The organism is Saccharopolyspora sp. ID03-671, from assembly GCF_045278815.1.
Lineage (GTDB): Bacteria > Actinomycetota > Actinomycetes > Mycobacteriales > Pseudonocardiaceae > Saccharopolyspora > Saccharopolyspora ipomoeae.
Map to the genome: position 1 here is coordinate 4792027 of NZ_CP134054.1, position 21677 is coordinate 4813703.

17 protein-coding genes are annotated in these 21677 nt (G+C 70.2%); 9 read left to right on the forward strand and 8 right to left on the reverse strand.

Annotation, left to right across the window (positions count from 1 at the left end):
* Positions 1-177 precede the first annotated feature (177 nt).
* The gene (locus REH65_RS22220; protein ID WP_406688939.1) at positions 178-1398 is read right to left on the reverse strand and encodes a peptidase; all 1221 of its coding nucleotides are present in this window, start codon (positions 1396-1398) and stop codon (positions 178-180) included.
* 89 nt (positions 1399-1487) lie between these two features.
* On the opposite strand from REH65_RS22220, the gene glgP reads away from it, so the two are divergent.
* Positions 1488-4037, forward strand: a complete 2550-nt coding sequence (gene glgP / locus REH65_RS22225; RefSeq protein ID WP_281455001.1) for an alpha-glucan family phosphorylase — start codon at positions 1488-1490, stop codon at positions 4035-4037.
* A 7-nt stretch (positions 4038-4044) separates the two neighbouring features.
* Here glgP and REH65_RS22230 read toward each other — a convergent pair whose 3' ends face one another.
* Positions 4045-5217, reverse strand: a complete 1173-nt coding sequence (locus REH65_RS22230) for an MFS transporter (RefSeq protein WP_406688940.1) — start codon at positions 5215-5217, stop codon at positions 4045-4047.
* Between the two features lie 105 nt (positions 5218-5322).
* Between REH65_RS22230 and REH65_RS22235 the strand changes: the two genes are divergently transcribed.
* Positions 5323-5895, forward strand: coding sequence for a TetR family transcriptional regulator (locus REH65_RS22235; protein ID WP_406688941.1), 573 nt, complete (start codon positions 5323-5325; stop codon positions 5893-5895).
* A 141-nt stretch (positions 5896-6036) separates the two neighbouring features.
* Here the strand turns inward: REH65_RS22235 and REH65_RS22240 are convergent, their stop codons facing one another.
* The gene (locus REH65_RS22240) at positions 6037-6984 is read right to left on the reverse strand and encodes a GlxA family transcriptional regulator (protein WP_406688942.1); all 948 of its coding nucleotides are present in this window, start codon (positions 6982-6984) and stop codon (positions 6037-6039) included.
* Positions 6985-7053: 69 nt separating this feature from the next.
* On the opposite strand from REH65_RS22240, the gene REH65_RS22245 reads away from it, so the two are divergent.
* Positions 7054-7998: an NADP-dependent oxidoreductase gene (locus tag REH65_RS22245; RefSeq protein WP_406688943.1), complete on the forward strand. Its 945-nt coding sequence runs from the start codon at positions 7054-7056 to the stop codon at positions 7996-7998.
* 64 nt (positions 7999-8062) lie between these two features.
* Here REH65_RS22245 and REH65_RS22250 read toward each other — a convergent pair whose 3' ends face one another.
* From REH65_RS22250 to REH65_RS22260, 3 genes are all read right to left on the reverse strand, one after another.
* Positions 8063-9202 (reverse strand): hypothetical protein, encoded by a 1140-nt coding sequence (locus REH65_RS22250; protein WP_406688944.1) that lies wholly within the window; start codon positions 9200-9202, stop codon positions 8063-8065.
* A gap of 133 nt (positions 9203-9335) precedes the next feature.
* On the reverse strand, positions 9336-9761 hold the full coding sequence (locus REH65_RS22255; RefSeq protein ID WP_406688945.1) for a rhodanese-like domain-containing protein: 426 nt from the start codon (positions 9759-9761) through the stop codon (positions 9336-9338).
* On the reverse strand, positions 9758-10318 hold the full coding sequence (locus REH65_RS22260) for a cysteine dioxygenase (protein ID WP_406693214.1): 561 nt from the start codon (positions 10316-10318) through the stop codon (positions 9758-9760). The genes REH65_RS22255 and REH65_RS22260 overlap by 4 nt, the downstream gene beginning before the upstream one ends.
* Before the next feature lie 532 nt (positions 10319-10850).
* Between REH65_RS22260 and REH65_RS22265 the strand changes: the two genes are divergently transcribed.
* The 4 genes from REH65_RS22265 to hrpA all read left to right on the forward strand — a co-directional run bounded on the left by REH65_RS22265 (position 10851) and on the right by hrpA (position 17886).
* A complete protein-coding gene (locus REH65_RS22265) occupies positions 10851-11618 on the forward strand; it encodes an ABC transporter ATP-binding protein (RefSeq protein WP_406693215.1) in 768 nt (255 codons plus the stop codon).
* A 125-nt stretch (positions 11619-11743) separates the two neighbouring features.
* The gene (locus REH65_RS22270) at positions 11744-12526 is read left to right on the forward strand and encodes an enoyl-CoA hydratase/isomerase family protein (protein WP_281454993.1); all 783 of its coding nucleotides are present in this window, start codon (positions 11744-11746) and stop codon (positions 12524-12526) included.
* A 101-nt stretch (positions 12527-12627) separates the two neighbouring features.
* Positions 12628-13806, forward strand: a complete 1179-nt coding sequence (locus REH65_RS22275) for a THUMP-like domain-containing protein (protein ID WP_406688946.1) — start codon at positions 12628-12630, stop codon at positions 13804-13806.
* Positions 13807-13977: 171 nt separating this feature from the next.
* Positions 13978-17886, forward strand: coding sequence for an ATP-dependent RNA helicase HrpA (hrpA, locus tag REH65_RS22280; RefSeq protein WP_406688947.1), 3909 nt, complete (start codon positions 13978-13980; stop codon positions 17884-17886).
* Between the two features lie 308 nt (positions 17887-18194).
* Here hrpA and REH65_RS22285 read toward each other — a convergent pair whose 3' ends face one another.
* Positions 18195-19043: a DegV family protein gene (locus REH65_RS22285; protein ID WP_281454990.1), complete on the reverse strand. Its 849-nt coding sequence runs from the start codon at positions 19041-19043 to the stop codon at positions 18195-18197.
* Positions 19044-19337: 294 nt separating this feature from the next.
* On the opposite strand from REH65_RS22285, the gene REH65_RS22290 reads away from it, so the two are divergent.
* Entirely contained in the window at positions 19338-20120 is a 783-nt protein-coding gene (locus tag REH65_RS22290) for an electron transfer flavoprotein subunit beta/FixA family protein (protein WP_406688948.1), read from the forward strand.
* Positions 20121-20150: 30 nt separating this feature from the next.
* Positions 20151-21101, forward strand: a complete 951-nt coding sequence (locus tag REH65_RS22295; RefSeq protein WP_406688949.1) for an electron transfer flavoprotein subunit alpha/FixB family protein — start codon at positions 20151-20153, stop codon at positions 21099-21101.
* Positions 21102-21159: 58 nt separating this feature from the next.
* Here REH65_RS22295 and rnhA read toward each other — a convergent pair whose 3' ends face one another.
* Entirely contained in the window at positions 21160-21606 is a 447-nt protein-coding gene (rnhA, locus tag REH65_RS22300; RefSeq protein ID WP_093413535.1) for a ribonuclease HI, read from the reverse strand.
* Positions 21607-21677 lie beyond the last annotated feature (71 nt).

The window sequence follows — 21677 nt, forward strand, 5'->3', positions numbered from 1 at the left end:
GTCGTCGCGCAGCAGCCTATCGGGTGACCGATCTTCGTCACGTCCGATCTCGGAGGCCGCCGATCAAGGAATGACAGGAAGGTTCCCACGCCCCGCCCGCGGGGCCGACGGGAGTGACAGGAAGGCTCCCTTGCTCAGCTCACGGGCCTGGCCGTTGTAGCAGGAAGGTTCCCTTGCTCACGTCAGGCACCCGCCGGAGCCGGAGCGGACGCCGTCGCGGAAGGACGCGATCCGGTCGAAGCCGCTCATCGGGGTCCCTCCGCCGCGTGACACCGCGTCGGATTCCAGGACGATCCGCACCGCCTCGTCCAGGTCGCCGGGGGACAGGTGCGGTTGGGCTGCGGTGAACGCTCCCGTCAGGCAGGAGATCGCGGCCCCGGTCGGGCGGTGGCCGAGTTCGGTCAGCGCCGCCAGGGCGTAGCGGGAGGCGATGAGGGTGGTGACGGCCTGGTCTCCGACGTCGTCGTGGGTGCCGGCGAGACCGGCCGGGTCCGCGGCGACCGTCGGGGGCGAGGGGCAGAAGCCGACCGGCCCGCTGGCGCCCGCGCAGCGGGCCGCGCGGGCCGGGGGAACCCATCGCCCGCCGCGTTCGGTGACGACGTCGCCGAAGTAGTCGGCGATCGCGGTCGTGTCCAGGACCGAGGCGAGGGGAGCGTTCGGGTCGGCGTCGGTCGGCTCGGCCACCTCGCTCTCGCGCACCTGGGCGCAGCCGCGCGGCCCGCTGTCGAAGCCCTGTTGGAACGCCGTCACCCGGTCGAACGCGGTGCCGTGACCGGAGGTGCCCACCGGATCGCGGAAGACCGTGATGGCGCGCAGCGCGTCGTCGAGCCGGTCCGGGCTGGTGCGCAGGTGCGGGGCGCGGCCGTCGGAGACCCAGCGCAGGAACGATCCCGCGTAGCAGTCGGCCATCGACTCCAGCCGCAGCGGTTCGCCGTCGGCGAGCCCGGCTCGCTGCTGCACGGCGTGCCCGATCTCGTGGGACAGGACGACCGCCACGGCCGTGTCCCCGTAGTGCTCGCGCAGCACCGGCAGCAGCGCCGCCCGGTCCCAGGCGATGGCGTCCACCGACTGGCAGTAGTAGGCGTTGCCCTCCACCTCCCGCGGGTCGGACGCGCAGGGCGGCGCGGTTCCTGTGGCGTCGTTGGTGTCGACCGAGAAGAACCCGCCGTCGAGATCCCGCCACGGGGAACCGAACGTCTCGGGGTAGGCCTGCGCCCAGTAGCGCTGCACGTCGGTGACGACGGTGGCCGCCAACCGGTCGGTGCCGCCGCCGTCGGTGCCGTGCACGAACCCCGGATCGACCGTGGGTTCCGCCACACCCGGCGGTGGCGCAGCGGGCGTGGAGCAGGCGCTGATGATCAGCGCGATGGTCACCGCGACGAGTCCGAATGCACGCACGCACCCCAGCTTCCCACCCGTCTCGGGGGTCTCGGCGGCGTCGGTGCGCGTCGCACGCGAGCGTGTCGAGCGAGATAGGGTCCGCTCCCGTGAGAGCAGTCCACCGCTTCACCGTCCGGGCCCACCTGCCCGAGCCGCTCGCCGCTCTGGGCAAGCTGGCCACCAACCTGCGCTGGGCCTGGCACCCGCCGACCCAGGACCTGTTCTCTGCGGTCGATCCGCAGGTGTGGGCGGCGGTGGGAGCCGATCCGCTGCGGATGCTGTCCGAGGTGCCCGCGGAGCGGTTGCGGCAGCTGGCCGCCGACGAGGACTTCCTGGCGCGCACCCGCGCGGTGGGTGACGACCTGCGCCGCTACCTGACGGTGCCGCGCTGGTACCAGCAGCGGCAGGACGAGGGCGCCGAACTTCCCGCCTCGATCGCCTACTTCTCGATGGAGTTCGGGCTGACCGAGGCGCTGCCGAACTACTCGGGCGGCCTGGGCGTGCTCGCGGGTGATCACCTCAAGTCCGCGTCCGACCTGGGGGTTCCCCTCATCGGCGTCGGGCTGCTGTACCGCTCGGGCTACTTCCGGCAAGGGTTGTCGTCGGAGGGCTGGCAGGTCGAGCACTACCCGGTGATCGACCCGCGCGGCCTGCCGCTGGAGGTGCTCACCGACGCCGACAACCGCCCGGTCGTGGTGGAGGTCGCGATGCCCGCGGGCCGCACGCTGCACGCGAGGGTGTGGAAGGCGCAGGTCGGGCGGGTTCCGCTGCTGCTGCTCGACAGCGATCTGCCGGACAACGACGACGACCTGCGCGGCACCACCGACCGCCTCTACGGCGGCGACGCCGAGCACAAGATCCGCCAGCAGATCCTCGCCGGCATCGGCGGGGTGCGGGCGGTGCGCGCCTACTGCCGGATCACCGGGCACCCGCAGCCCGAGGTGTTCCACACCAACGAGGGCCACGCCGGTTTTCTGGGGCTGGAGCGGATCCGCGAGCTGCAGGCCGACCCGGGGCTGGAGTTCGACCAGGCCACCGCGGCGGTGCGGGCGGGAACGGTGTTCACCACGCACACCCCGGTTCCGGCCGGGATCGACCGGTTCCCGGTGGACCTGGTGCGGCACTACTTCGACGACGGTGCTGAGCGGCCGTTGCTGCCGGGCGTGCCGTCGGAGCGGGTGCTGGCGCTGGGGGCCGAGGACAACCCGGGCATGTTCAACATGGCCCACATGGGGTTGCGGTTGGCGCAGCGCGCCAACGGGGTCTCGGAGCTGCACGGCGAAGTGATCCGCAAGATGTTCCGCAACCTGTGGCCGGGGTTCGGGGTCGAGGAGGTCCCGATCCGCTCGGTCACCAACGGCGTGCACGGGCCCACGTGGTCGGCGCGGGAGCTGGGCAAGCTGCTGGGCGAGTCCGAGATGGACAGCGGTGCCGGGTTGCGCGGGATGGAACCGGTCAGCGATTCGCTGCTGTGGGAGCTGCGGTGCTCGCTGCGGCAGCGGCTGATCGACGAGGTGCGGCGGAGGCTGCGCGTGGCCTGGAAGCAGCGCGGCGCCTCGGACCTGGAACTGGGCTGGTGCGACTCGGTTTTCGATCCCGAGGTGCTCACCATCGGTTTCGCGCGGCGGGTTCCCACCTACAAGCGCGCCACGTTGATGCTGCGCGACACCGAGCGCCTGCGGGAGTTGCTGCTGGATTCCCGGCGCCCGGTGCAGATCGTGGTGGCGGGCAAGTCCCACCCGGCGGACGAGGGCGGCAAGGCGATGATCCAGCGGATCGTGCGCTTCGCCGACAGCGCCGATGTGCGGCATCGCATCGTGTTCCTGCCGGACTACGACATGTCGCTGGCCCGCTACCTGGTGACGGGGTGCGACGTGTGGTTGAACAACCCGGTGCGTTCGTTGGAGGCGTGCGGCACGTCGGGGATGAAGGCCGCGCTCAACGGGGTGCTGAACCTGTCGGTGCGCGACGGCTGGTGGGACGAGATGTACGACGGCCGCAACGGGTGGGCGATTCCCACGGCCGACGGCGTCAGCGACCCGAACCGGCGCGATGACCTGGAGGCGGCCGCGCTCTACGAGCTGATCTCCGAGCACGTGGCGCCGATGTACTACGAGCGCAACAGCGACGGCGTGCCGGGCAAGTGGATGTCGATGGTGCGGCACACCCTGGCGACCTTGGGGCCGAGGGTGCAGGCGTCGCGGATGATCCGCGAGTACGTCGATGTGCACTACACGCCGGCTGCGCAGTCGATGCGCGCGATGTCCGCGGACGACTTCCGCGGGGCGCGGGAGATCGCCGACTACCGGGCGCGGTTGCAGGCGGCTTGGAGCCGGGTCCGGGTCGGGGACACCGAGATGTCGGTGGATCACGGGACTCCGCTGCTCGGCGGGCAGGTCACGGTGCGCGCCCGGGTGGACCTGGCCGGTCTGGACCCGTCCGACGTGGACGTCGAGGTCGTGGTGGGCCGGGTCGATGACAACGACGTCTTGCACGACTTCGTCACCGCGTCGATGAAGCCGATCGGCGAGGACCGCTACGCGGCGGCGGTGACCCTGCCGCACGCGGGCCCGGCCGGCTACAACGTGCGGGTCCTGCCGCGGCACCCGCTGCTGTCGGAACCGGCCGAGCTCGGCAAGGTGGTGCTGGCGGGCTAGGGAACCTTCATCGCACGCGGCGGATGCCGAAGGCGCCGAGGGCGAGGAAGACCAGCGCGGTGACGCACACGCCCGGCCACCCGTAGGCGCCGTAGGCGGCGCTGCCCAGGGCGGAGCCGAGGGCGCCCGCCAGGAACGTCGAGAGCATGAAGATCGTGTTCAGCCTGCCGCCTGCGGCGGGGTTGACCGACAGCGCCGCGTTCTGGTTGGCGGCCTGACCGACCTGCAGGCCGATCGGGACCGCTGCGGTGCCGATGAGCAGCGCGATCAGCGAGTTCGTGCCGAGGATCATCACGAGTGCTGCGAACGCGAGCACGCCGAGGCCCAGCGCGCCGACGAGGCGGGGGCCGCGCCGGTCGACCATCTTCCCGGCGACGGGTGCGAGCGCTGCGCTGATCAGTCCGAGGAGTCCGAACAGTCCGGCTTCGGCGACCGTGAAGCCGTGCGGTGGTGCGGTGAGCACGAGGGCGAGGGTGGTCCAGATGGCGTTGAAGGCCGCGAAACCACCGGCCTGGCGCAGGCAGGCGCGGCGAAGGCCGGGTTCGCGTCGCAGGTAGCCGGGGAGCGACCGCAGCAGCGACCAGTAGTTCACCGGTTCCCGCTCGCCGTCGCCGGGCAGCGCGCGCACCGTCCACAGGCCGACGACGAGCGTCAGCGCGGCGCCGACGGCGAACACGGACCGCCACCCCATGAACCCGGCCAGCTGCCCGGACACGACGCGGGCACCCATGATCCCGGTGATCAGGCCGGCCTGGACCCAGGACATGGCGGTGCCTCGCTGCGCAGGGTCGGCCAGCTGCACGACGAGCGGGATCAGGATCTGCGGCACGACGGTGGTCACGGCCGCCAGCCCGGCGAGCACGGCCAGCACCGGCAGCGACGGTGCGAGGGAACTTCCCACCAGCAGCAGGGCGGTGAGGACGCTGAGCGTGCCGACCATCTTGCGGCGGTCGAGGCTGTCGCCGAGGGGGATGACGAACAGCAGCCCGGCGGAGTAGCCGAGCATCGCCGCGGTCACCACGATTCCCGCGCTCTGCGGCGAGGCGCCGAAGGTCTCGGCGATGGGGCCGATGATCGGCTGCGCGAGGTAGATGTTGGCGACGGTGATCCCGGCGCACAGCGCGGCGGCGAACAGCAGCGCGCGGCTGAGACGCCCGGTGTCGGGGGCGACGGCGGTCATGAGCTCTCCGCAGGGACAATGATGTAACCAACTGGTTGGTTACAGTGTGGTGGCGGCCCTCGCGCGTGTCAACCGACCGGTTGGTCGCGGCGGTATGGTGCGGCTGTGTCCCGCAACGCCGAAGCCACCAAGGCCCGGATCTTCCAGGCCGCGACGACCGAGTTCGCCGCGCACGGCATCGCCGGTGCCCGGGTCGATCGCATCGCCAAGCAGGCCCAGGCCAACAAGCAGCTGATCTACGCCTACTTCGGCAGCAAGGACGCCCTGTTCACGGCCGTGCTGGAAGCGGCGATGGCCGAACTAGCCGCCGAGGTTCCCATCGACGGCGAGGACCTGCCCGGCTACGCCGACCGGCTCGCCGCCTACCACGCCGCCAACCCGCACGTCCTGCGCCTGCTCATGTGGGAGTCGCTGGAGCGCGGCGACAGCGGCGTCGTCGCCGAATCCGAACGTGCCGAGCACTACCGCCACAAGGTCGACGCCGTCCGCCGCGCCCAGCGCACCGGCGCCGTCACCGGCAACCTCGACCCGGGCGTGCTCGTCCTGCTCGCCCTCGGCGCGGTCAGCTGGCCCCTCGTCGTCCCGCAGCTGAGCCGGCTGATCCTCGGCGACACCGACGTCGACGACCTGCGCGCGGCCTCCCGCGAAGCAGTCCGCCGCCTCACCAACCCCGACTGAGCCGACGCGGTGCATGGGAACCTTTCGCTCACGCCGGTGACAGGAAGGTTCCCTTGCTCACGACGCCCGGTAGGTCGGTGACAGGAAGGTTCCCTTCTTTGGCTCCACCGGGCGGGGGTGGTGACAGAAAGGTCCCCTGGCTCAGCTCGCCGCCGCGCCGGTCCGGAAGGTGCGCCGATAGGTCACGGGGGCGACCCCGATCGCCGCGTGCAGGTGCTGGCGCAGCGATGCGGCGGTGGCGAACCCGACCTGACCGGCGATCTGGTCGATCGACAGGTCGCTGGTCTCCAGCAGCTGTCGCGCGCGAGCCAGCCGCTGTTGCGTCAGCCACCGGCCGGGGCTGGCCCCGACTTCGTCGCGGAAGCGGCGGGCGAACGTGCGGTTGCTCATCCGCGCCTGCTCGGCCAGGTCGGCCACGGTCAACGGCCGGTGCAGGTTCTCCAGCGCCCACGCCCTGGCAGCCGCCGTGCCCTGGTCGCCCGGTTCGGGGACGGGCTGCTCGATGTACTGGGCCTGGCCGCCGTCGCGGAACGGCGGCACCACGCAGCGCCGCGCCACTTGGTTGGCGACCTGGCTGCCGTGGTCGGAACGCACCAGGTGCAGGCACACGTCGATGCCGGAAGCGGCGCCGGCCGAGGTGAGCACGTCACCGTCCTCGACGAACAGCACGTCCGGGTCCAGCTGCACCGAGGGGAACAGGCGGCGGAAGTCGTCGGCCAGCAGCCAGTGGGTGGTGGCGGGCCTTCCGTCGAGCAGCCCGGCGGCGGCGAGCATGAACGCCCCGGTGCAGATGGACACGATCCGGGTCCCGGCCCTGATCGCGGTCAGGGCGCGCATCACCGGATCGGGGATTTCCGGCGAGATCAGGGCCACGTCGAACGGCGGGATGATCACGGTGTCGGCGGTGGTCAGCAGCTCCGGCCCGTGCTCGACCGAGACCATGAAGTCGGCGTTGCTGCGCACCGGGGCACCGTCGACCGTGCAGGTCATGATCTCGTAGAGGCCGTCGGCGCTGCCGAACACGCGCTGCGGGATGCCCAGCTCGAACGGGTACACACCGTCCAGTGCGAGAACGACGACGCGATGCATGGCACGATCCTATCGAATGTTGTCCTTCCTGCCATTTCGAGATCGGTGCAGATGAGGCAGGGTGGGGGCATGAGTGAAACCATGCGTGCCATCACCCAGGACTCCTACGGCGGTCCCGAGGTGCTGCGCGAGGCGCAGTTGGACAAGCCCGAGCCGGGACCCAGCGAGGTCCTCATCCGCGTGCACGCCGCGGGCGTCAACCCCACCGACTGGAAGCACCGCGCGGGTCAGGGGTTCCTCTCCGAGCCCCCGCGCATCCTCGGCTGGGACGTCTCCGGCGTCGTCGAGGCCATCGGCACCGGCGTCACCCTGCACAAGCCCGGTGACGAGGTCTTCGGCATGCTGCCCTACCCGTTCGGCCTCGGCTCCCACGCCGAGTACGTCACCGGCCCGGCCCGGGCGTTCGCCCCGAAGCCGGCCGGGACCGACCACGTGCAGGCGGGTGCGATCCCGCTCGCCGCGCTCACCGCGTGGCAGGCCCTCAACGACACCGCGAACCTGCAGTCCGGGCAGCGGATCCTGATCCACGCGGCCGCGGGCGGCGTCGGGCACCTCGCGGTGCAGATCGCCAAGGCCAAGGGCGCCCACGTGATCGCGACCGCCAGCAAGAGCAAGCACGAGTTCCTGACCGGGCTCGGCGTTGACGAGCTCATCGACTACACCGAGACCGACTTCACCGAGGCCGTCAAGGACGTCGACGTCGTGCTCGACCCGATCGCCGCCGACTACCGCAGCCGCTCGCTGCAGGTGCTGCGCAAGGGCGGCATCCTCGTGTCGATCCTGCCCTACGACCGCGAAGAGCTCGTCGCCGAAGCCGAGGAGCTGGGCGTTCGCGCCGAGCTCATGCTCGTCGAAGCCGACCAGGCCGGCATGCAGGCCGTCCGCGAACTGGTCGAGTCGGGCAAGCTGCGCGCCGAGATCGCCGGCACCTTCCCGCTGGCCGACGCCGCCAAGGCTCACGCCCAGGGCGAGACCGGCCGCACCCAGGGCAAGCTCGTGCTGACCATCGACTGACACCCGCTCCGACCGGTGCAAGGGAACCTTCCTGTCACGCAGGTGGCAGGAAGGTTCCCCTGCTTCAGCTCACCGACAGGCGCTGGCGGGTCTCGGTGACGCGCGGCGACCACGGCGCCAGTTCCTCGGCGCGATCCAGGGCGGTGCGGGCCGCGGCGTTGTCGTGCAACGCCATGTGCGCGCGGGCGAGGGTCGCGAAGTCGTCGGCGCGGGACAGCGGCGAGTGGTTGTACTCGGCTCCGCTGGTGGCCAGCCGGATCGCGTCGTCGGCGTTGCCCTCGATCAACGCCAGCAGGCCGTTCGTGCCGTTGAGCTCGAACTCCGGATAGCCGAGCTGCACGGCGTCCTCAAGGGCATTCTTCGCCGTCGGCAGCAGGCTTTCGGCCGGCATCTGCCCCGACTCAACGGCTTTGAAGCCCAAACCCGCCAGTCCGGCCAGCAAGTAGGCCATCTTCCGCGGCGGAACGTCGTTGTCGGACAGGAACTTCAACAGCAGCAGCACACCGGGCGCGTAGAGCCCGCGCGACTCCAGCACCGCGATCTGGCAGGACACCGTCGCGTTGATGCCGGGGAAGCGGTCGGCGAGCTCGTCGGCGCGGGCCTGCGCCACGTCGAGATCACCGGCCCGCAGCGCCTCGTAGGCGCGCGCCGCCAACGGGGCCGCGAGGAAGTCCGAACGCTCCTGCTCCGGCATGCGCGGCAACGAGAACAGCAACCAACCTGTCGAGGTCGTCAGCGGAACTCGCTTCGGCCACAGCTTGACGAGCATGAACGCGCTCATCACCAGCGCGAGACCGCGCCCGAACGCCCCGGGGACCACCAGCCACGCCACGGCCACGGCGGCGAAACCCGCCAGCGCCGAGAGCAACCCGGCCAGCCAGCAGCGCAGGATCACCGGCGACCGCCACGGCCCGATCTGCGCCCGCAACGTCACGGGTAGGGCCCGGAACGTGAAAGTCGTGCTGCCGCGCCGGAACGAGGCGACCTCCCGCATCGCGCCGAAGACCACCTGCCGCACGCGCAGTCCGAACAGCACCGATCCCAGGAGCAACCCGATCTGCGTGGCCACCGGCAGCAGGATCGCTCCCACCACACCGCCCGCCCAACCGGCCGCGACACCGGCGACACCGGTCCCCAGGACCAGCTCGACCACCGCTAGGACAACCGCGCCCACCACGGTGACCAGCACCCACGGGCGTAACAAGAGGCTCTGCGCTCGCACAAGGCCCGGAGCCTACGGGACCCGCGCCCACCGGGGAGGCGCTTTGAAGGTGAGCAAGGGAACCTTCCTGTCACCGGTCGGCGAGGCGAATGACAGGAAGGTTCCCTTGCTCAGGTCAGGCGACGGCGGCGGTGGTGGGAAGGCCCGCTCGCTTCCACGCGTGGAAGCCGCCCGCCAGGTCGGTGGCTCTGGTGAGACCGAGTTCCTGGGCTTGGGCGGCGGCGAGGCTGGAGGCGTAGCCCTCGTTGCAGACCAGCACGACCGGGCGCTGCGGGTGCAGGCCGGTGAGGCGGTGCGGGCCGGCCGGGTCGAGGCGCCATTCCAGGACGATGCGTTCGACCGTGAGCGCTCCCGGGATCTCGCCGTGCCTGAGCCGGTCGGACTCCGGTCGGATGTCGATGATCAGCCCGCCGTCTCGCTGGATCTCGAACGCTTCCTGCGGGCTGACGCGGGCGAGCTTCTCGCGGGATTCGGCCAGCAGGTGCTCGATCCCGTACGGGCCGAGGCCGATGGACTCGGTGCGGGGTTCGGGGACGGTCATCGGGTTCCCTCGATTCGCTGCGGCGGGACGGCGGGGATCTCGGCGAGGTCGGCGTAGTAGTTCACCGGAAGCAGCGGCGGCGAATAGGCGTGCACGCTGGCCGAGTTGACCGAGCTGACGTTGGTGACCTGGTGCGCCCGGCCGGGGCCGAAGCCGATCCCGGCGCCGAGGTCGTGGTGCTGGGTGCGGACCGGGCCGCTCGGGTAGCGGTAGTCCTCGCGCAGCGCGCCGAACAGGACCGAGAACGAACCGGAGGCGCCGCCGTGGTCGTGGGCAGGTGTTCCCTGGCCGGGTGCCCACGACAGCAGCCACAGCTCGACTCCGGCGGTGAGGGCGAGTTTGGCCCACCACCGCTCCTGCTCGTCGACGCGCACGATGTTCATCAGGTCGGAGGTCAGCTCTCCTGCGACCAGTCCGGTGAGGTCGCGGAGTTCGCGCGCGCTCCAGTGGAGGTGGTCCGGGCGGATCAGGTCGCGCAGCAGCGGTTGGTTCAGCGACGGGTGCAGTTCGGCGTCGCCGGGCGCGGGGACCGGTGCGGTCGGGGTGTAGGCGGACAGCGGGGCGGACGGGTTCTCGGGCTGCGTGATGCTCACGGTGTCTCCAGGTGTGTTGCGGTGTGGCACCGGCACGACACACCTCTCCCCGGGACAGGGGAGTTCCTCGAAGAAGAGACAGGTGTTGTGACGATTCGTCGTGCCGCGATGACGTCGGGAAGCGGGAGTGGTCCCTCGGACCGCTTTCAGCGACAGGCGGAGGCGACGACCCGGAACAGGTCGATCACGCGATCGCGGGTGAGAAACGAATCGGACACGCCGCTGATCCTGGCACCGGGACGCCGCCGAGGCCAGGGCTCCCGGGATGTGGACGACCTGGATGCGCAGGGATGATCAGGTTCACCCGGGCGGGCGAGTGGTGAGCGGCATCCCGCTCGCAGGCGGTGCGGTTGCGGCGGGAAGAATGTTCCCCGGGAGGGGATCCGCCGGAACCTGCGGCGGTCCCGCGACGAAGACGAACGCCGAGTGCGCGCCTGGTTGCGCCGCCGCGGTCAGTCACGGCTGGGAGGTAGACGTGGACGACCTGGTCATCCAGATGGATGGCGTCGGTGCCCGGCGGGGCAAGACGACGCTGCTGGCCGACGTGAACTGGTCGGTCGAACTCGACGAGCGCTGGGTCGTGCTGGGCCCCAACGGGGCCGGCAAGACGACGCTGCTGAAGATGGCCAGCACCGAGATGCACCCGACCACCGGCACCGTCGACGTGCTGGGCGAGCGGCTCGGCAAGACCAACGTGTTCGACATCCGCCCGCTGATCGGGCTGTGCTCGGGTGCGCTGGTCAACCGCGTTCCCGGCGACGAGATCGTCCGCGACGTCGTGGTCAGCGCCGGGTATTCGGTGTTCGGCCGGTGGCGCGAGGAGTACGACGACCTCGACACCGATCGCGCGGTGGAACTGCTGGAGCTGCTCGGTGTCGCGCACCTCGCCGACCGCGAGTTCGGCACCCTGTCCGAGGGCGAGCGCAAGCGGGCCATGATCTCCCGCGCGTTGATGACCGACCCGGAGCTGCTGCTGCTCGACGAGCCCGCCGCCGGGCTGGACCTCGGTGGCCGCGAAGACCTCGTCAGTCGGCTGTCGACCCTGGCGCTGGACCCGGACGCTCCCGCATCGGTGCTGGTCACCCACCACGTCGAGGAGATCCCGCCCGGTTTCACGCACTGCCTGCTGCTGCGGGAGGGCAGCATCGTCGCGCAGGGGTTGCTCGAGGACGTGCTCACCGAGGACAACCTGTCCAAGACCTTCGACCAGAACCTCGAACTGCAGCGCGCCGGAGACCGCTACTTCGCCCGACGCAGGCCCTGACCAGCAGGGGAAGCGTCCGGTTCCGGCCGGTGCCGCGGCGGGTTGAGATCGGTGACACAGCAGATTTCGGGTGGGGCGCGATAGCCTCCCCGCGACAAGCGGTGGTTCGACGAGGAGGTTGCTGCGTGGGCGAGTTCGTCAGGCTTGAGGTCGAAGGTGCGATCGGCACGATCCGGCTGGATCGGCCGAAGATGAACGCGCTGAACAGGCAGATCGAGACCGAGCTGCGCGACGTGGCGATCGAGGCCGCCGAGCGCGACGACATCCGTGCCGTGATCGTCTACGGCGGGGAGAAGGTCTTCGCCGCGGGCGCGGACATCAAGGAGATGGCCGACATGTCCTACGCGGACATGGCCGGCAAGGAGCAGCGCGGGCTCTCCGACGCGATGAGCCAGGTCGCGGCCATCCCGAAGCCCACGGTCGCGGCGCTCACCGGCTACGCGCTGGGCGGCGGTTTCGAGCTGGCGCTGTCCTGCGACCGGCGCATCGCGGCGGACGACATCAAGGTCGGCCAGCCGGAGATCCTGCTCGGCGTCATCCCGGGCGCCGGTGGCACGCAGCGGTTGGCGCGGCTGATCGGGCCGAGCAAGGCCAAGGACATCATCTACACCGGCCGGTTCGTCGAGGCGCAGGAGGCGCTGTCGCTGGGCATGGTCGACGAGATCGTGCCCTCCGCCGAGGTCTACGAGACGGCGAAGCGCTGGGCCGAGCAGTTCACCGGTGGCGCGGCGCGTGCTCTGGCGGCGGCGAAGGCCGCGATCGACGGTGGTCTCGACGTGGACCTGGACAACGGTCTGAAGCTCGAAACGCACCTGTTCGCCGGTACTTTCGCGACCGAGGACCAGACGATCGGCATGCGGTCGTTCATCGAGAACGGTCCCGGCAAGGCGAAGTTCACCGGGCGCTGACCCGGCAGGAAGCAGCGGAAGCGGTCGTGACGAGCACACCCCACCACCCGGTCCCCGGTTCGCGCCGGTCGCGCGCTTCGGGTGCGCGCTAGGAGGCGGTGGTGGGGTACTCGTTCGACCTCGACGACGTGCTGTTCCTGCGCTCGGCGGAGGGGTGCGCTGCCGTCGCCGAGCTGTCCGGGCTCGCGCTCACCGGCAAGTCCCGGTTGTCCGACGTCGCTGCGGCGCGGCGACTGGTGGGCGAGCGGTTCGCTGCGGCGGCTCTGGAAACCGCGGTGCTGCGCCGCAAAGCCGAGTCCAAGTTGGACGGTGGCGGCGACTGGTTGTTCACCGATTCCGCGTTGCAGCAGGCCACCGCGAGCGTCGTCGCCCGGCACCGAGCTCAGCGCCTTGCCGGACGCGACGTGCACGACGTGACCTGCTCGATCGGCGCCGACCTGGCCGCGGTGGCGGCCGTCGCGCGGCGCAGCGTCGGCTCCGACGTGGACCGAATTCGGCTGCTCATGGCCCGCCACAACCTGGCTGCGGCCGGTCTCGACGCGGCGGTCGTGGAGGCCGACGCGCTTCGCCCGGTCACCCGCGACACCGTGGTGGTGGCAGATCCGGCGCGCCGCGACGAAGGTGGTAGGCGGCGCTGGGATCCCGCCGATCTGGTGCCCCCGCTGGACGAGCTCGTGGACGTCTACGCGGGCCGCGACCTGGTGATCAAGTGCGCCCCGGGTTTGGACTTCGCGGCGGTGCCCGACGACGTCGAGGCCGAGGTGATCTCGCTCGACGGCGGTGTGCGGGAGGCTGCGCTGTGGTTCGGTTCGCTCGCGGACCCGACCGCGCGCCGCCGGGCGAGCGTGCTGCGCTCGGACGGCAGCGCGTGGACCATCACCGATGCCGAGTCCGACGACTGCCCGGCCGAGGACGCCCGCGAGTGGATCGTCGACCCGGATGGCGCGGTGGTGCGCGCAGGCCTGGTCCGCCACTACGCGGCGCGGCACGGGTTGGTGCAGCTCGATCCGCGCATCGCCTACCTCACCGGCGACGTCCCGCCGCCCGGGGTGCGGGCGTTCCGGGTCGTCGAGCACGGCCGGTTCAACGAGAAGGCTCTGCGCACGCTGCTGCGCAAGCACGACGTGGGCCGGTTGGAGATCCTCGTGCGCGGTGTCGACGTGGATCCCGACGCGTTGCGGCGCAGGCTCAAGCCCAAGGGTTCGCAGGAGGCCAGCGTCGTGATCACCAGGGTCGGTGACCAGGCGGTGGCCTACCTGTGCCGGGCGGAGCGCACCTGAGCGACCACGCCCCGAAGGTTGGTGATGTGCGTCACTGATCGGGTGCCGGTTGTGAGCACGGCGAAATTGGGAGGCAGCGCCGCCGACGCCTTCTCTATGCTTGTGCGGAGTATGGGTACGTCGTCTGTGAAATCTCCGCTCGCTGATCTGCGGGAACGTTTGCCCGAGCTGATGCTGCAGGACCAGCGTCGGCTGCGCCGTCGCATCGAGGGCGCCCGCAAGATCCGCGACCCGGAGGCCCTGAAGTCGGTCACCGCGGAGATCGCCGGCGACGTCGAGACCGCCGAGCTGCGGGTGCAGAACCGCCGCGACGCCCGTCCCGAGATCACCTACCCGGAAAGCCTGCCGGTCAGCCAGCGCCGGGACGACCTGCTCGAAGCCATTCGGGACAACCAGGTCGTCATCGTCGCCGGGGAAACCGGTTCCGGGAAGACCACGCAGCTGCCCAAGATGTGCATGGAGCTCGGTCGCGGCGTCCAGGGCGTCATCGGGCACACCCAGCCGCGCAGGCTCGCGGCGCGCACGGTGGCCGAACGCGTCGCCGAGGAACTGGGCACCGAGATCGGGGGCGCCATCGGCTACCAGGTGCGCTTCACCGAGCGCACCGGCGACGACACGCTGGTCAAGCTGATGACCGACGGCATCCTGCTCGCCGAGATCCAGCACGACCGGCTGCTGCGCCGCTACGACACCCTGATCATCGACGAGGCCCACGAGCGCAGCCTCAACATCGACTTCATCCTCGGCTACCTCAAGCAGCTGCTGCCGCGCCGTCCCGACCTCAAGGTCATCATCACCTCGGCGACGATCGACCCGGAGCGGTTCTCCCGGCACTTCGACGACGCACCGGTCATCGAGGTCTCCGGACGCACCTACCCCGTGGAGGTGCGCTACCGGCCGCTGCTGGAGGACTCCGACGATCCCGAAGACCCCACGACCGAGGTGCGCGACCAGCCGCAGGCCATCTGCGACGCGGTGCGCGAGCTGTCCGCCGAGGGGCCCGGCGACATCCTGGTGTTCCTCAGCGGCGAGCGGGAGATCCGCGACGCCGCCGACGCCCTCGGCCAGCTGAACCTCCGCGACACCGAGATCCTCCCGCTGTTCGCGCGGTTGAGCGCCGCCGAGCAGCACCGGGTGTTCCAGCGCCACACCGGCCGCCGGATCGTGCTGTCGACCAACGTCGCCGAGACCTCGTTGACCGTGCCCGGCATCAAGTACGTCATCGACCCCGGCACGGCGCGCATCTCCCGCTACAGCTTCCGCACCAAGGTGCAGCGGCTGCCGATCGAGCCGATCTCGCAGGCATCGGCCAACCAGCGCAAGGGCCGCTGCGGCCGCGTCTCCGAGGGCATCTGCGTCCGGCTGTACTCCGAGGACGACTTCGAGGCCAGGCCGGAGTTCACCGACCCGGAGATCCTGCGCACCCACCTGGCCTCGGTCATCCTGCAGATGACGTCGCTGGGGTTGGGCGAGATCGAGTCCTTCCCGTTCCTGGAACCACCGGACCGCAGGCAGATCACCGACGGTGTCTCCCTGCTGCACGAGCTCGGCGCGCTGGAGAGCACCAAGTCCGCCGCCGACCGCAAGCTCACCCGCATCGGCCGCAGCCTCGCCCAGCTGCCCATCGACCCGCGCCTGGCGCGGATGGTGCTGGAGGCCGAGCGCAACGGCTGTCTGCGCGAGGTGCTGGTGATCGTGGCCGCGCTGTCCATCCAGGACCCGCGGGAACGCCCCGCCGAGCACCAGCAGGCCGCCGACCAGAAGCACGCGCGCTTCGTCGACAAGGACGCCGAATCCGACTTCCTCTCCTTCCTGCGGATGTGGGAGTACTTGCGGGCCCAGCAGAAGGAGCTGTCCTCCAACCAGTTCCGCAAGCTCTGCCGCAACGAGTTCCTCAACTACCTGCGGGTGCGCGAGTGGCAGGACCTGTTCGGCCAGCTGCGCCAGATGGTCAAGTCGATGGGCATGACGCTGGCCGATCAGCCGGCCGACGCCACCCGCATCCACCAGTCGTTGCTGGCCGGGCTGCTCTCGCACGTCGGTCTCAAGGACGTTGAGAAGCGCAACGGCGCACAGCGTTCCGGGCCGCCCGGGCGCGGCGCCAACGAGTACCAGGGAGCCCGCAACGCCCGGTTCGCGGTGTTCCCCGGGTCGTCGTTGTTCAAGAAGCCGCCGCGCTGGGTGATGGCTGCCGAACTCGTCGAGACCTCCCGCCTGTGGGCTCGGATCGCGGCCCGCGTGGAACCGGAGTGGATCGAGCCGCTCGCCGAGCACCTGGTCAAGCGCAACTACAGCGAGCCGCACTGGGAGAAGGACCGCGCAGCCGTGGTCGCCACCGAACGCGTCACGCTCTACGGCGTTCCGCTGGTGGTCGACCGCAAGGTCAACTACGGGCGCATCGACCCCGAGGTCAGCCGCGAGCTGTTCATCCGGCACGCCCTGGTCGAGGGCGACTGGGACACCCGGCACGAGTTCTTCCGCCAGAACCGGGCGCTGCTCGACGAGGTCGAGGACCTCGAGGAGCGCGCCCGCCGCCGCGACATCCTCGTCGACGACGAGACGCTGTTCGACTTCTACGACCAGCGCATCGGCTCGGAGGTGGTCTCGGGCAGGCACTTCGACACCTGGTGGAAGAAGACCCGCCGCGACCAGCCCGACCTGCTCAACTTCGAGAAGTCGATGCTGATCAACGAGCGCTCGGCGCAGGTCAGCGATCAGGACTACCCGGACCACTGGACCTACGGCGACCACCGGCTGAAGCTGACCTACCAGTTCGAACCGGGAGCCGACGCCGACGGCGTCACCGCGCACATCCCGCTGCAGGTGCTCAACCAGATCGACCCCGAGGGCTTCGACTGGCAGATCCCCGGCCTGCGGGAAGAGCTGGTGACCACGCTGCTCAAATCGCTGCCGAAGCAGACGCGGCGCAACTTCGTGCCCGCGCCGGACTTCGCCAAGGCCGTGCTCTCCCGCGTCGGACCGGACGACGGGCCGCTGCTGGAGACCCTGCAGCGCAGCCTCCGCCAGCTCACCGGCGTCGAGGTGCCGAGCTCGGAGTGGGACCCGGACAAGGTTCCCGACCACCTCAAGATGACCTTCCGCGTGGTGGGCCGCCGCGGCCGGAAGCTGGCCGAGTCCAAGGATCTCGACGAGCTCAAGCTGCGGCTCAAACCCAAGGTGCGCGAGGAGATCTCGGCCGCGGCCGACGACGTCGAGCAGAGCGGGTTGCGCTCCTGGAACTTCGGCGAGCTGCCGCGCACCTTCTCCCAGCAGCGCTCGGGGCACGCCGTGAAGGCCTACCCGGCGCTGGTGGACGAGGGCGAGACGGTCGCGGTGCGCATGTTCGACACCGAGCGGGAGCAGCGGCGCGCGCTGTGGCACGGCACGCGCCGGTTGTTGCTGCTCAACGTGCCCTCGCCGGCCAAGTCGATCCAGCGGGGCATGACCGCGACCAGCCGCCTGGTGCTCGGCGGCAGCCAGTACGGCGATCTCGGCTCGATCCTCGACGACTGCGTGCGCTGCGCCGTGGACAAGCTGATGCTCGACAACGGCGGGCCCGTGTGGGACGGCGAGGCCTACGCCTCGCTGGAGGCGAAGGTCCGCGCCGGTCTGGGCGAGTACACCGTGGCCGTGCTGGCCGAGGTGGAGCGGGTCCTGGTGGCCGCGCAGCACGTCGAGGCGGTGCTCGCCGACCGCCCCAAGGGCGTGTCGGCGGAGTCGCTGGCCGACATCCGGGAGCAGCTGGAAGGCCTGCTGCATCCCGGCTTCGTCACCGAGACCGGCTTCGATCGGCTCCGCGACCTGGTCCGCTACCTGCGCGCGATCGAGCAGCGGCTGGACAAGGCGCAGCACCAGCCGCAGCGCGACCGGGAGTGGATGTATCAGGTGGACGAGGTCCGGCAGCGCTATCGGGATCTGCTGTCCCGGGTGCCGCAGGGGCGTTCGCCCAGCGAGGCCCTGCTCGACGTGGGGTGGATGGTCGAGGAGTTGCGCGTGAGCTTGTTCGCGCAGTCGTTGGGTACGCCGAGACCGGTATCGGTCAAGCGCGTGCACCGAGCGATGGACAAGCTCCAGGACTGAGATCGGTGAGCGGTACGGCTCGGCAATCGTCGTGGCGCGCATGATTCCCCCTGAGTGATGGTGCTGTAGATCAGCGGATGCGGAATTCGGTCCCGTGCGAGAGGTTTCGGGGCCGGTGACAACGAGTATCCGCGATCGAACGCGCGTTCGCACCACTCAAAAGGGTGGAAGAGCAAGGGAAAAGCAGGCGAAACTGCGAGACGGCGAGCGAAAAGGTCGTCTCGTGAAAGGAATTCGCTCTTCGGTGGTCGCTGCGTCGCCGAGGCGAGTCCGGTCCCCGCACCGGACTTCGCGGCGGGGCGAGCGCCTCAGGGGTTGGCGGGCGAGACCGCGATGCCGAGCGCTCCCGGGCCCGTGTGCGCTCCGATGATCGCGCTGGTCTCCTCCAGCGTGACCCTGCGCACCTGCGGCAGCCGCGAGCACAGCGCGTCGAGGACCTCCTTGGCGCGGTCGGCGGCCTCGAAGTGCTCCACGCCCACGTCGACCGGGCCTCGGCCGGCCCGCTCCACGGCGGTGGCGATGGCCTTGCGCAGCGCGCGCTCCTCGCCGATGCCCTTGGCCAGCTGGTCGATCACGCCGTCCTTCATGATCAGCACCGGTTTGATCGACAGCGCTTGGCCGACCCACGCCTGAGCGCGGCCGATCCGGCCGCTGCGCTGCAGGTATTCGAGGGTGTCGACGTAGAGCAGCTGCGTGGTGCTGCGCAGCCGGTGCTCCAGGACGTTCATCACGCCGTGCGGCGTGGCGCCGGCCGCGGCGGCCTCGGCCGCGGCGATCACCGGGAATCCGAGGCTCAGCCCGGTCAGGCGCGCGTCCACGACGTAGACCGGCACGCCGATCTCGGCCGCGGCGATGCGCGCGGATTGGCACGTTTGCGACATTCCCTCGGAAATGTGGATCGAAATGATCGCTTCGACTCCCGATGCCGCGGCATCGGCGTAATTCCAGTAGAAGGCGGGAGGAGGGGGAGGGTTGGTGGAGACCGGGACGTTGTTTCGCATTGCCTCGGCCATCTGGGGGTGCAGCACCCGTCGCTCGTCGTTCTGTTCAGCACCGACCGTCAGCTCCAACTGCACGATGGAGATCCCCAGCCGGTCGGCCACGTCGAGCGGAACGGAAGCCGTCGAATCGGTCACGATGGCGACGCGTCTTCTCATGGCGGCAAGGCTACTAATACGTAAGGTTCATTCACATACTTTCCGGATGACCCGTTCCCGCTTTTGCGAAGGTCGATCATCTTCGTCGGGGGAGGGTGAGTACTGTCACGGGTGGGACCTGGTTGCACCCGGGCTACTGGCAAGTAACATCCTTGGTGGTTGGCATCACTGTGCTTTCCCGCTGGGGGCATGGCAAGGTCAACCTAACCCGGACGGAACGCGCCGGGTCCACAAGCAGAGCCGCTGGAGGACCAGCGAGCGTCAGTTGAGTCCGCAGGAGGTCGAAGAGGGCCCATGAACATCGTCGTCCTGGTTAAGCAGGTGCCCGACACGTATTCCGAACGGAAGCTGTCTGCTGCGGATCACACGTTGGACCGTGAAGCAGCGGACGCCGTGTTGGATGAGATCAACGAGCGCGCCGTGGAGGAGGCGCTGTTGATCAAGGAGGCTCAGGGCGGCGAAGTGACCGTCGTGTGCATGGGCCCGGATCGCGCCACGGATGCCATCCGCAAGGCGCTGTCGATGGGTGCCGACAAGGCGGTGCACCTCGCCGACGAGGCGCTGCACGGCACCGACGCGCCCGCCACCGCCAAGGCGCTGGCGAAGGTCATCGGCACCGTTGAGGGTGTCGACCTGGTCATCGCCGGCAACGAGGCGACCGACGGTCGCTCCGGTGCGGTGCCGGCCATGGTCGCCGAGGTGCTCGGCTGGCCGCAGCTGACCTTCGCGCGCAAGGTCGAGACCGACGGATCGTCGGTGAAGGTCGAGCGCGAGACCGACGCGGGCATCCTGACCGTCGAGTCGGGTCTGCCGGCTGTGGTGAGCGTGACGGAGAAGATCAACGAGCCGCGGTACCCGTCGTTCAAGGGCATCATGGCCGCGAAGAAGAAGCCGGTGAGCGCGCTGTCGCTGGCCGACGCGGGGATCGACGCCTCCGAGGTGGGCCTGGCCAACGCCGGCTCCCAGGTCGTCGAGTCCGCACCGAAGCCGCCGAAGTCCGGCGGTGTGAAGGTCACCGACGAGGGCGAAGGCGGCGTTCAGGTCGCCGAGTTCCTGGCCGGCGAGAAGCTGCTCTGAGTCGTTCACGGTTTTCGAGGAGGCAAATTCATGGCTGAGGTTCTGGTCCTCGTCGATCACGTGGACGGCGAGGTCAAGAAGGTCACGTACGAGCTGCTGACCGCGGCCCGCCGCATCGGCGAGCCGTCGGCCGTCGTGGTCGGCGAGCCGGGCACCGCGGGCAAGCTGTCCGAGGCCCTGGCCGGTTACGGCGCGGCGAAGGTCTACGCGGCCGAGTCCGCCGAGGCCGCCGAGTTCCTGGTGACCCCGCAGGTCGACGTGCTGGCCAAGCTGGCCGGTTCGGCGTCCCCGGCGGCGGTGCTGGTTCCGGCGTCGGTCGACGGCAAGGAGATCGCCGGTCGCCTGGCGATCCGCCTGGAGGCGGGTCTGCTGTCGGAGGTCGTGGACGTCGACGGTGAGGGCGTGGCGTCGCACTCGCTGTTCGGTGGCACCTACGACGCCAAGGCGAAGGTCACCAAGGGCACCCCGGTGATCACCGTGCTGCCCGGCTCCATCGAGGCCGAGCAGGCTTCGGGTGCCGCGGCGGTCGAGCAGGTCGAGGTTCCGGCCTCGTCCGGCGCCAAGATCACCGGTCGGCAGCCGGCCGAGGCCGGCGACCGCCCCGAGCTCACCGAGGCCAGCATCGTGGTCTCCGGTGGTCGCGGTGTCGGCTCGGCCGAGCAGTTCGAGGTCGTGGAGAAGCTCGCCGACACGCTGGGTGCCGCCGTGGGTGCCTCGCGTGCCGCGGTCGACTCCGGCTACTACCCGCACCAGTTCCAGGTCGGTCAGACCGGTAAGACGGTCTCGCCGCAGCTCTACATCGCCCTCGGTATCTCCGGTGCGATCCAGCACCGGGCGGGCATGCAGACGTCGAAGACGATTGTCGCGGTGAACAAGGACCCGGAGGCCCCGATCTTCGAGATCGCCGACTACGGCGTCGTGGGCGACCTGTTCAAGGTCGCGCCGCAGCTGACCGACGAGGTCACCAAGCGCAAGGGCTGAGCCCCTTCACGCAACGGGAACGGGCCGCGCTCCACCGGGAGCGCGGCCCGTTCTCCGTTCATCGCGCCTCGTCGCGCCCCTGGCAGGCGAGCTTGTCGGCGCGTTCGTTCTCCGGGTGACCGGCGTGGCCCTTCACCCACTCCCACTGGACCTCGCCGTGACGGGAGCACTCCGCGTCCAGCCGCTGCCACAGATCGGCGTTCTTGACCGGCTTCTTCGCCGACGTCATCCAGCCGTTGCGCTTCCAGCCGCGCATCCACTCGGTGATGCCCTTGAGCACGTAGGTGCTGTCGGTGTAGACGCGCACCACCGGGATCGGCCGGGTGAGGGCGGCCAGCCCCTCGATCACGGCCATCAGCTCCATCTTGTTGTTGGTCGTGGTCGGGTCTTTCCCGTAGAGCTCCCGCTCGTGATCGCCATAGCGCAGCACCACGCCCCAGCCGCCCGGGCCGGGGTTCCCGCTGCATGCGCCATCGGTGAAGAGTTCGACGCGCTCGGTCTGCATGCGCTGAATCTAGCCGCCGCCCCCGGGGTGATCGGGCAGCGCCGTGCGAGGAAGGTTCCCTTCCCCACTCC

Excerpts from the sequence above, each read along its gene's own strand:
- REH65_RS22230 (WP_406688940.1), bottom strand. The coding sequence starts at position 5,217 with ATGACCGCCGTCGCCCCCGACACCGGGCGTCTCAGCCGCGCGCTGCTG.
- REH65_RS22240 (WP_406688942.1), bottom strand. The coding sequence starts at position 6,984 with ATGCATCGCGTCGTCGTTCTCGCACTGGACGGTGTGTACCCGTTCGAG.
- REH65_RS22245 (WP_406688943.1), top strand. The coding sequence starts at position 7,054 with ATGAGTGAAACCATGCGTGCCATCACCCAGGACTCCTACGGCGGTCCC.
- REH65_RS22255 (WP_406688945.1), bottom strand. The coding sequence starts at position 9,761 with ATGACCGTCCCCGAACCCCGCACCGAGTCCATCGGCCTCGGCCCGTAC.
- REH65_RS22265 (WP_406693215.1), top strand. The coding sequence starts at position 10,851 with ATGGATGGCGTCGGTGCCCGGCGGGGCAAGACGACGCTGCTGGCCGAC.
- hrpA (WP_406688947.1), top strand. The coding sequence starts at position 13,978 with ATGCTGCAGGACCAGCGTCGGCTGCGCCGTCGCATCGAGGGCGCCCGC.
- REH65_RS22285 (WP_281454990.1), bottom strand. The coding sequence starts at position 19,043 with ATGAGAAGACGCGTCGCCATCGTGACCGATTCGACGGCTTCCGTTCCG.
- REH65_RS22290 (WP_406688948.1), top strand. The coding sequence starts at position 19,338 with ATGAACATCGTCGTCCTGGTTAAGCAGGTGCCCGACACGTATTCCGAA.
- REH65_RS22295 (WP_406688949.1), top strand. The coding sequence starts at position 20,151 with ATGGCTGAGGTTCTGGTCCTCGTCGATCACGTGGACGGCGAGGTCAAG.
- rnhA (WP_093413535.1), bottom strand. The coding sequence starts at position 21,606 with ATGCAGACCGAGCGCGTCGAACTCTTCACCGATGGCGCATGCAGCGGG.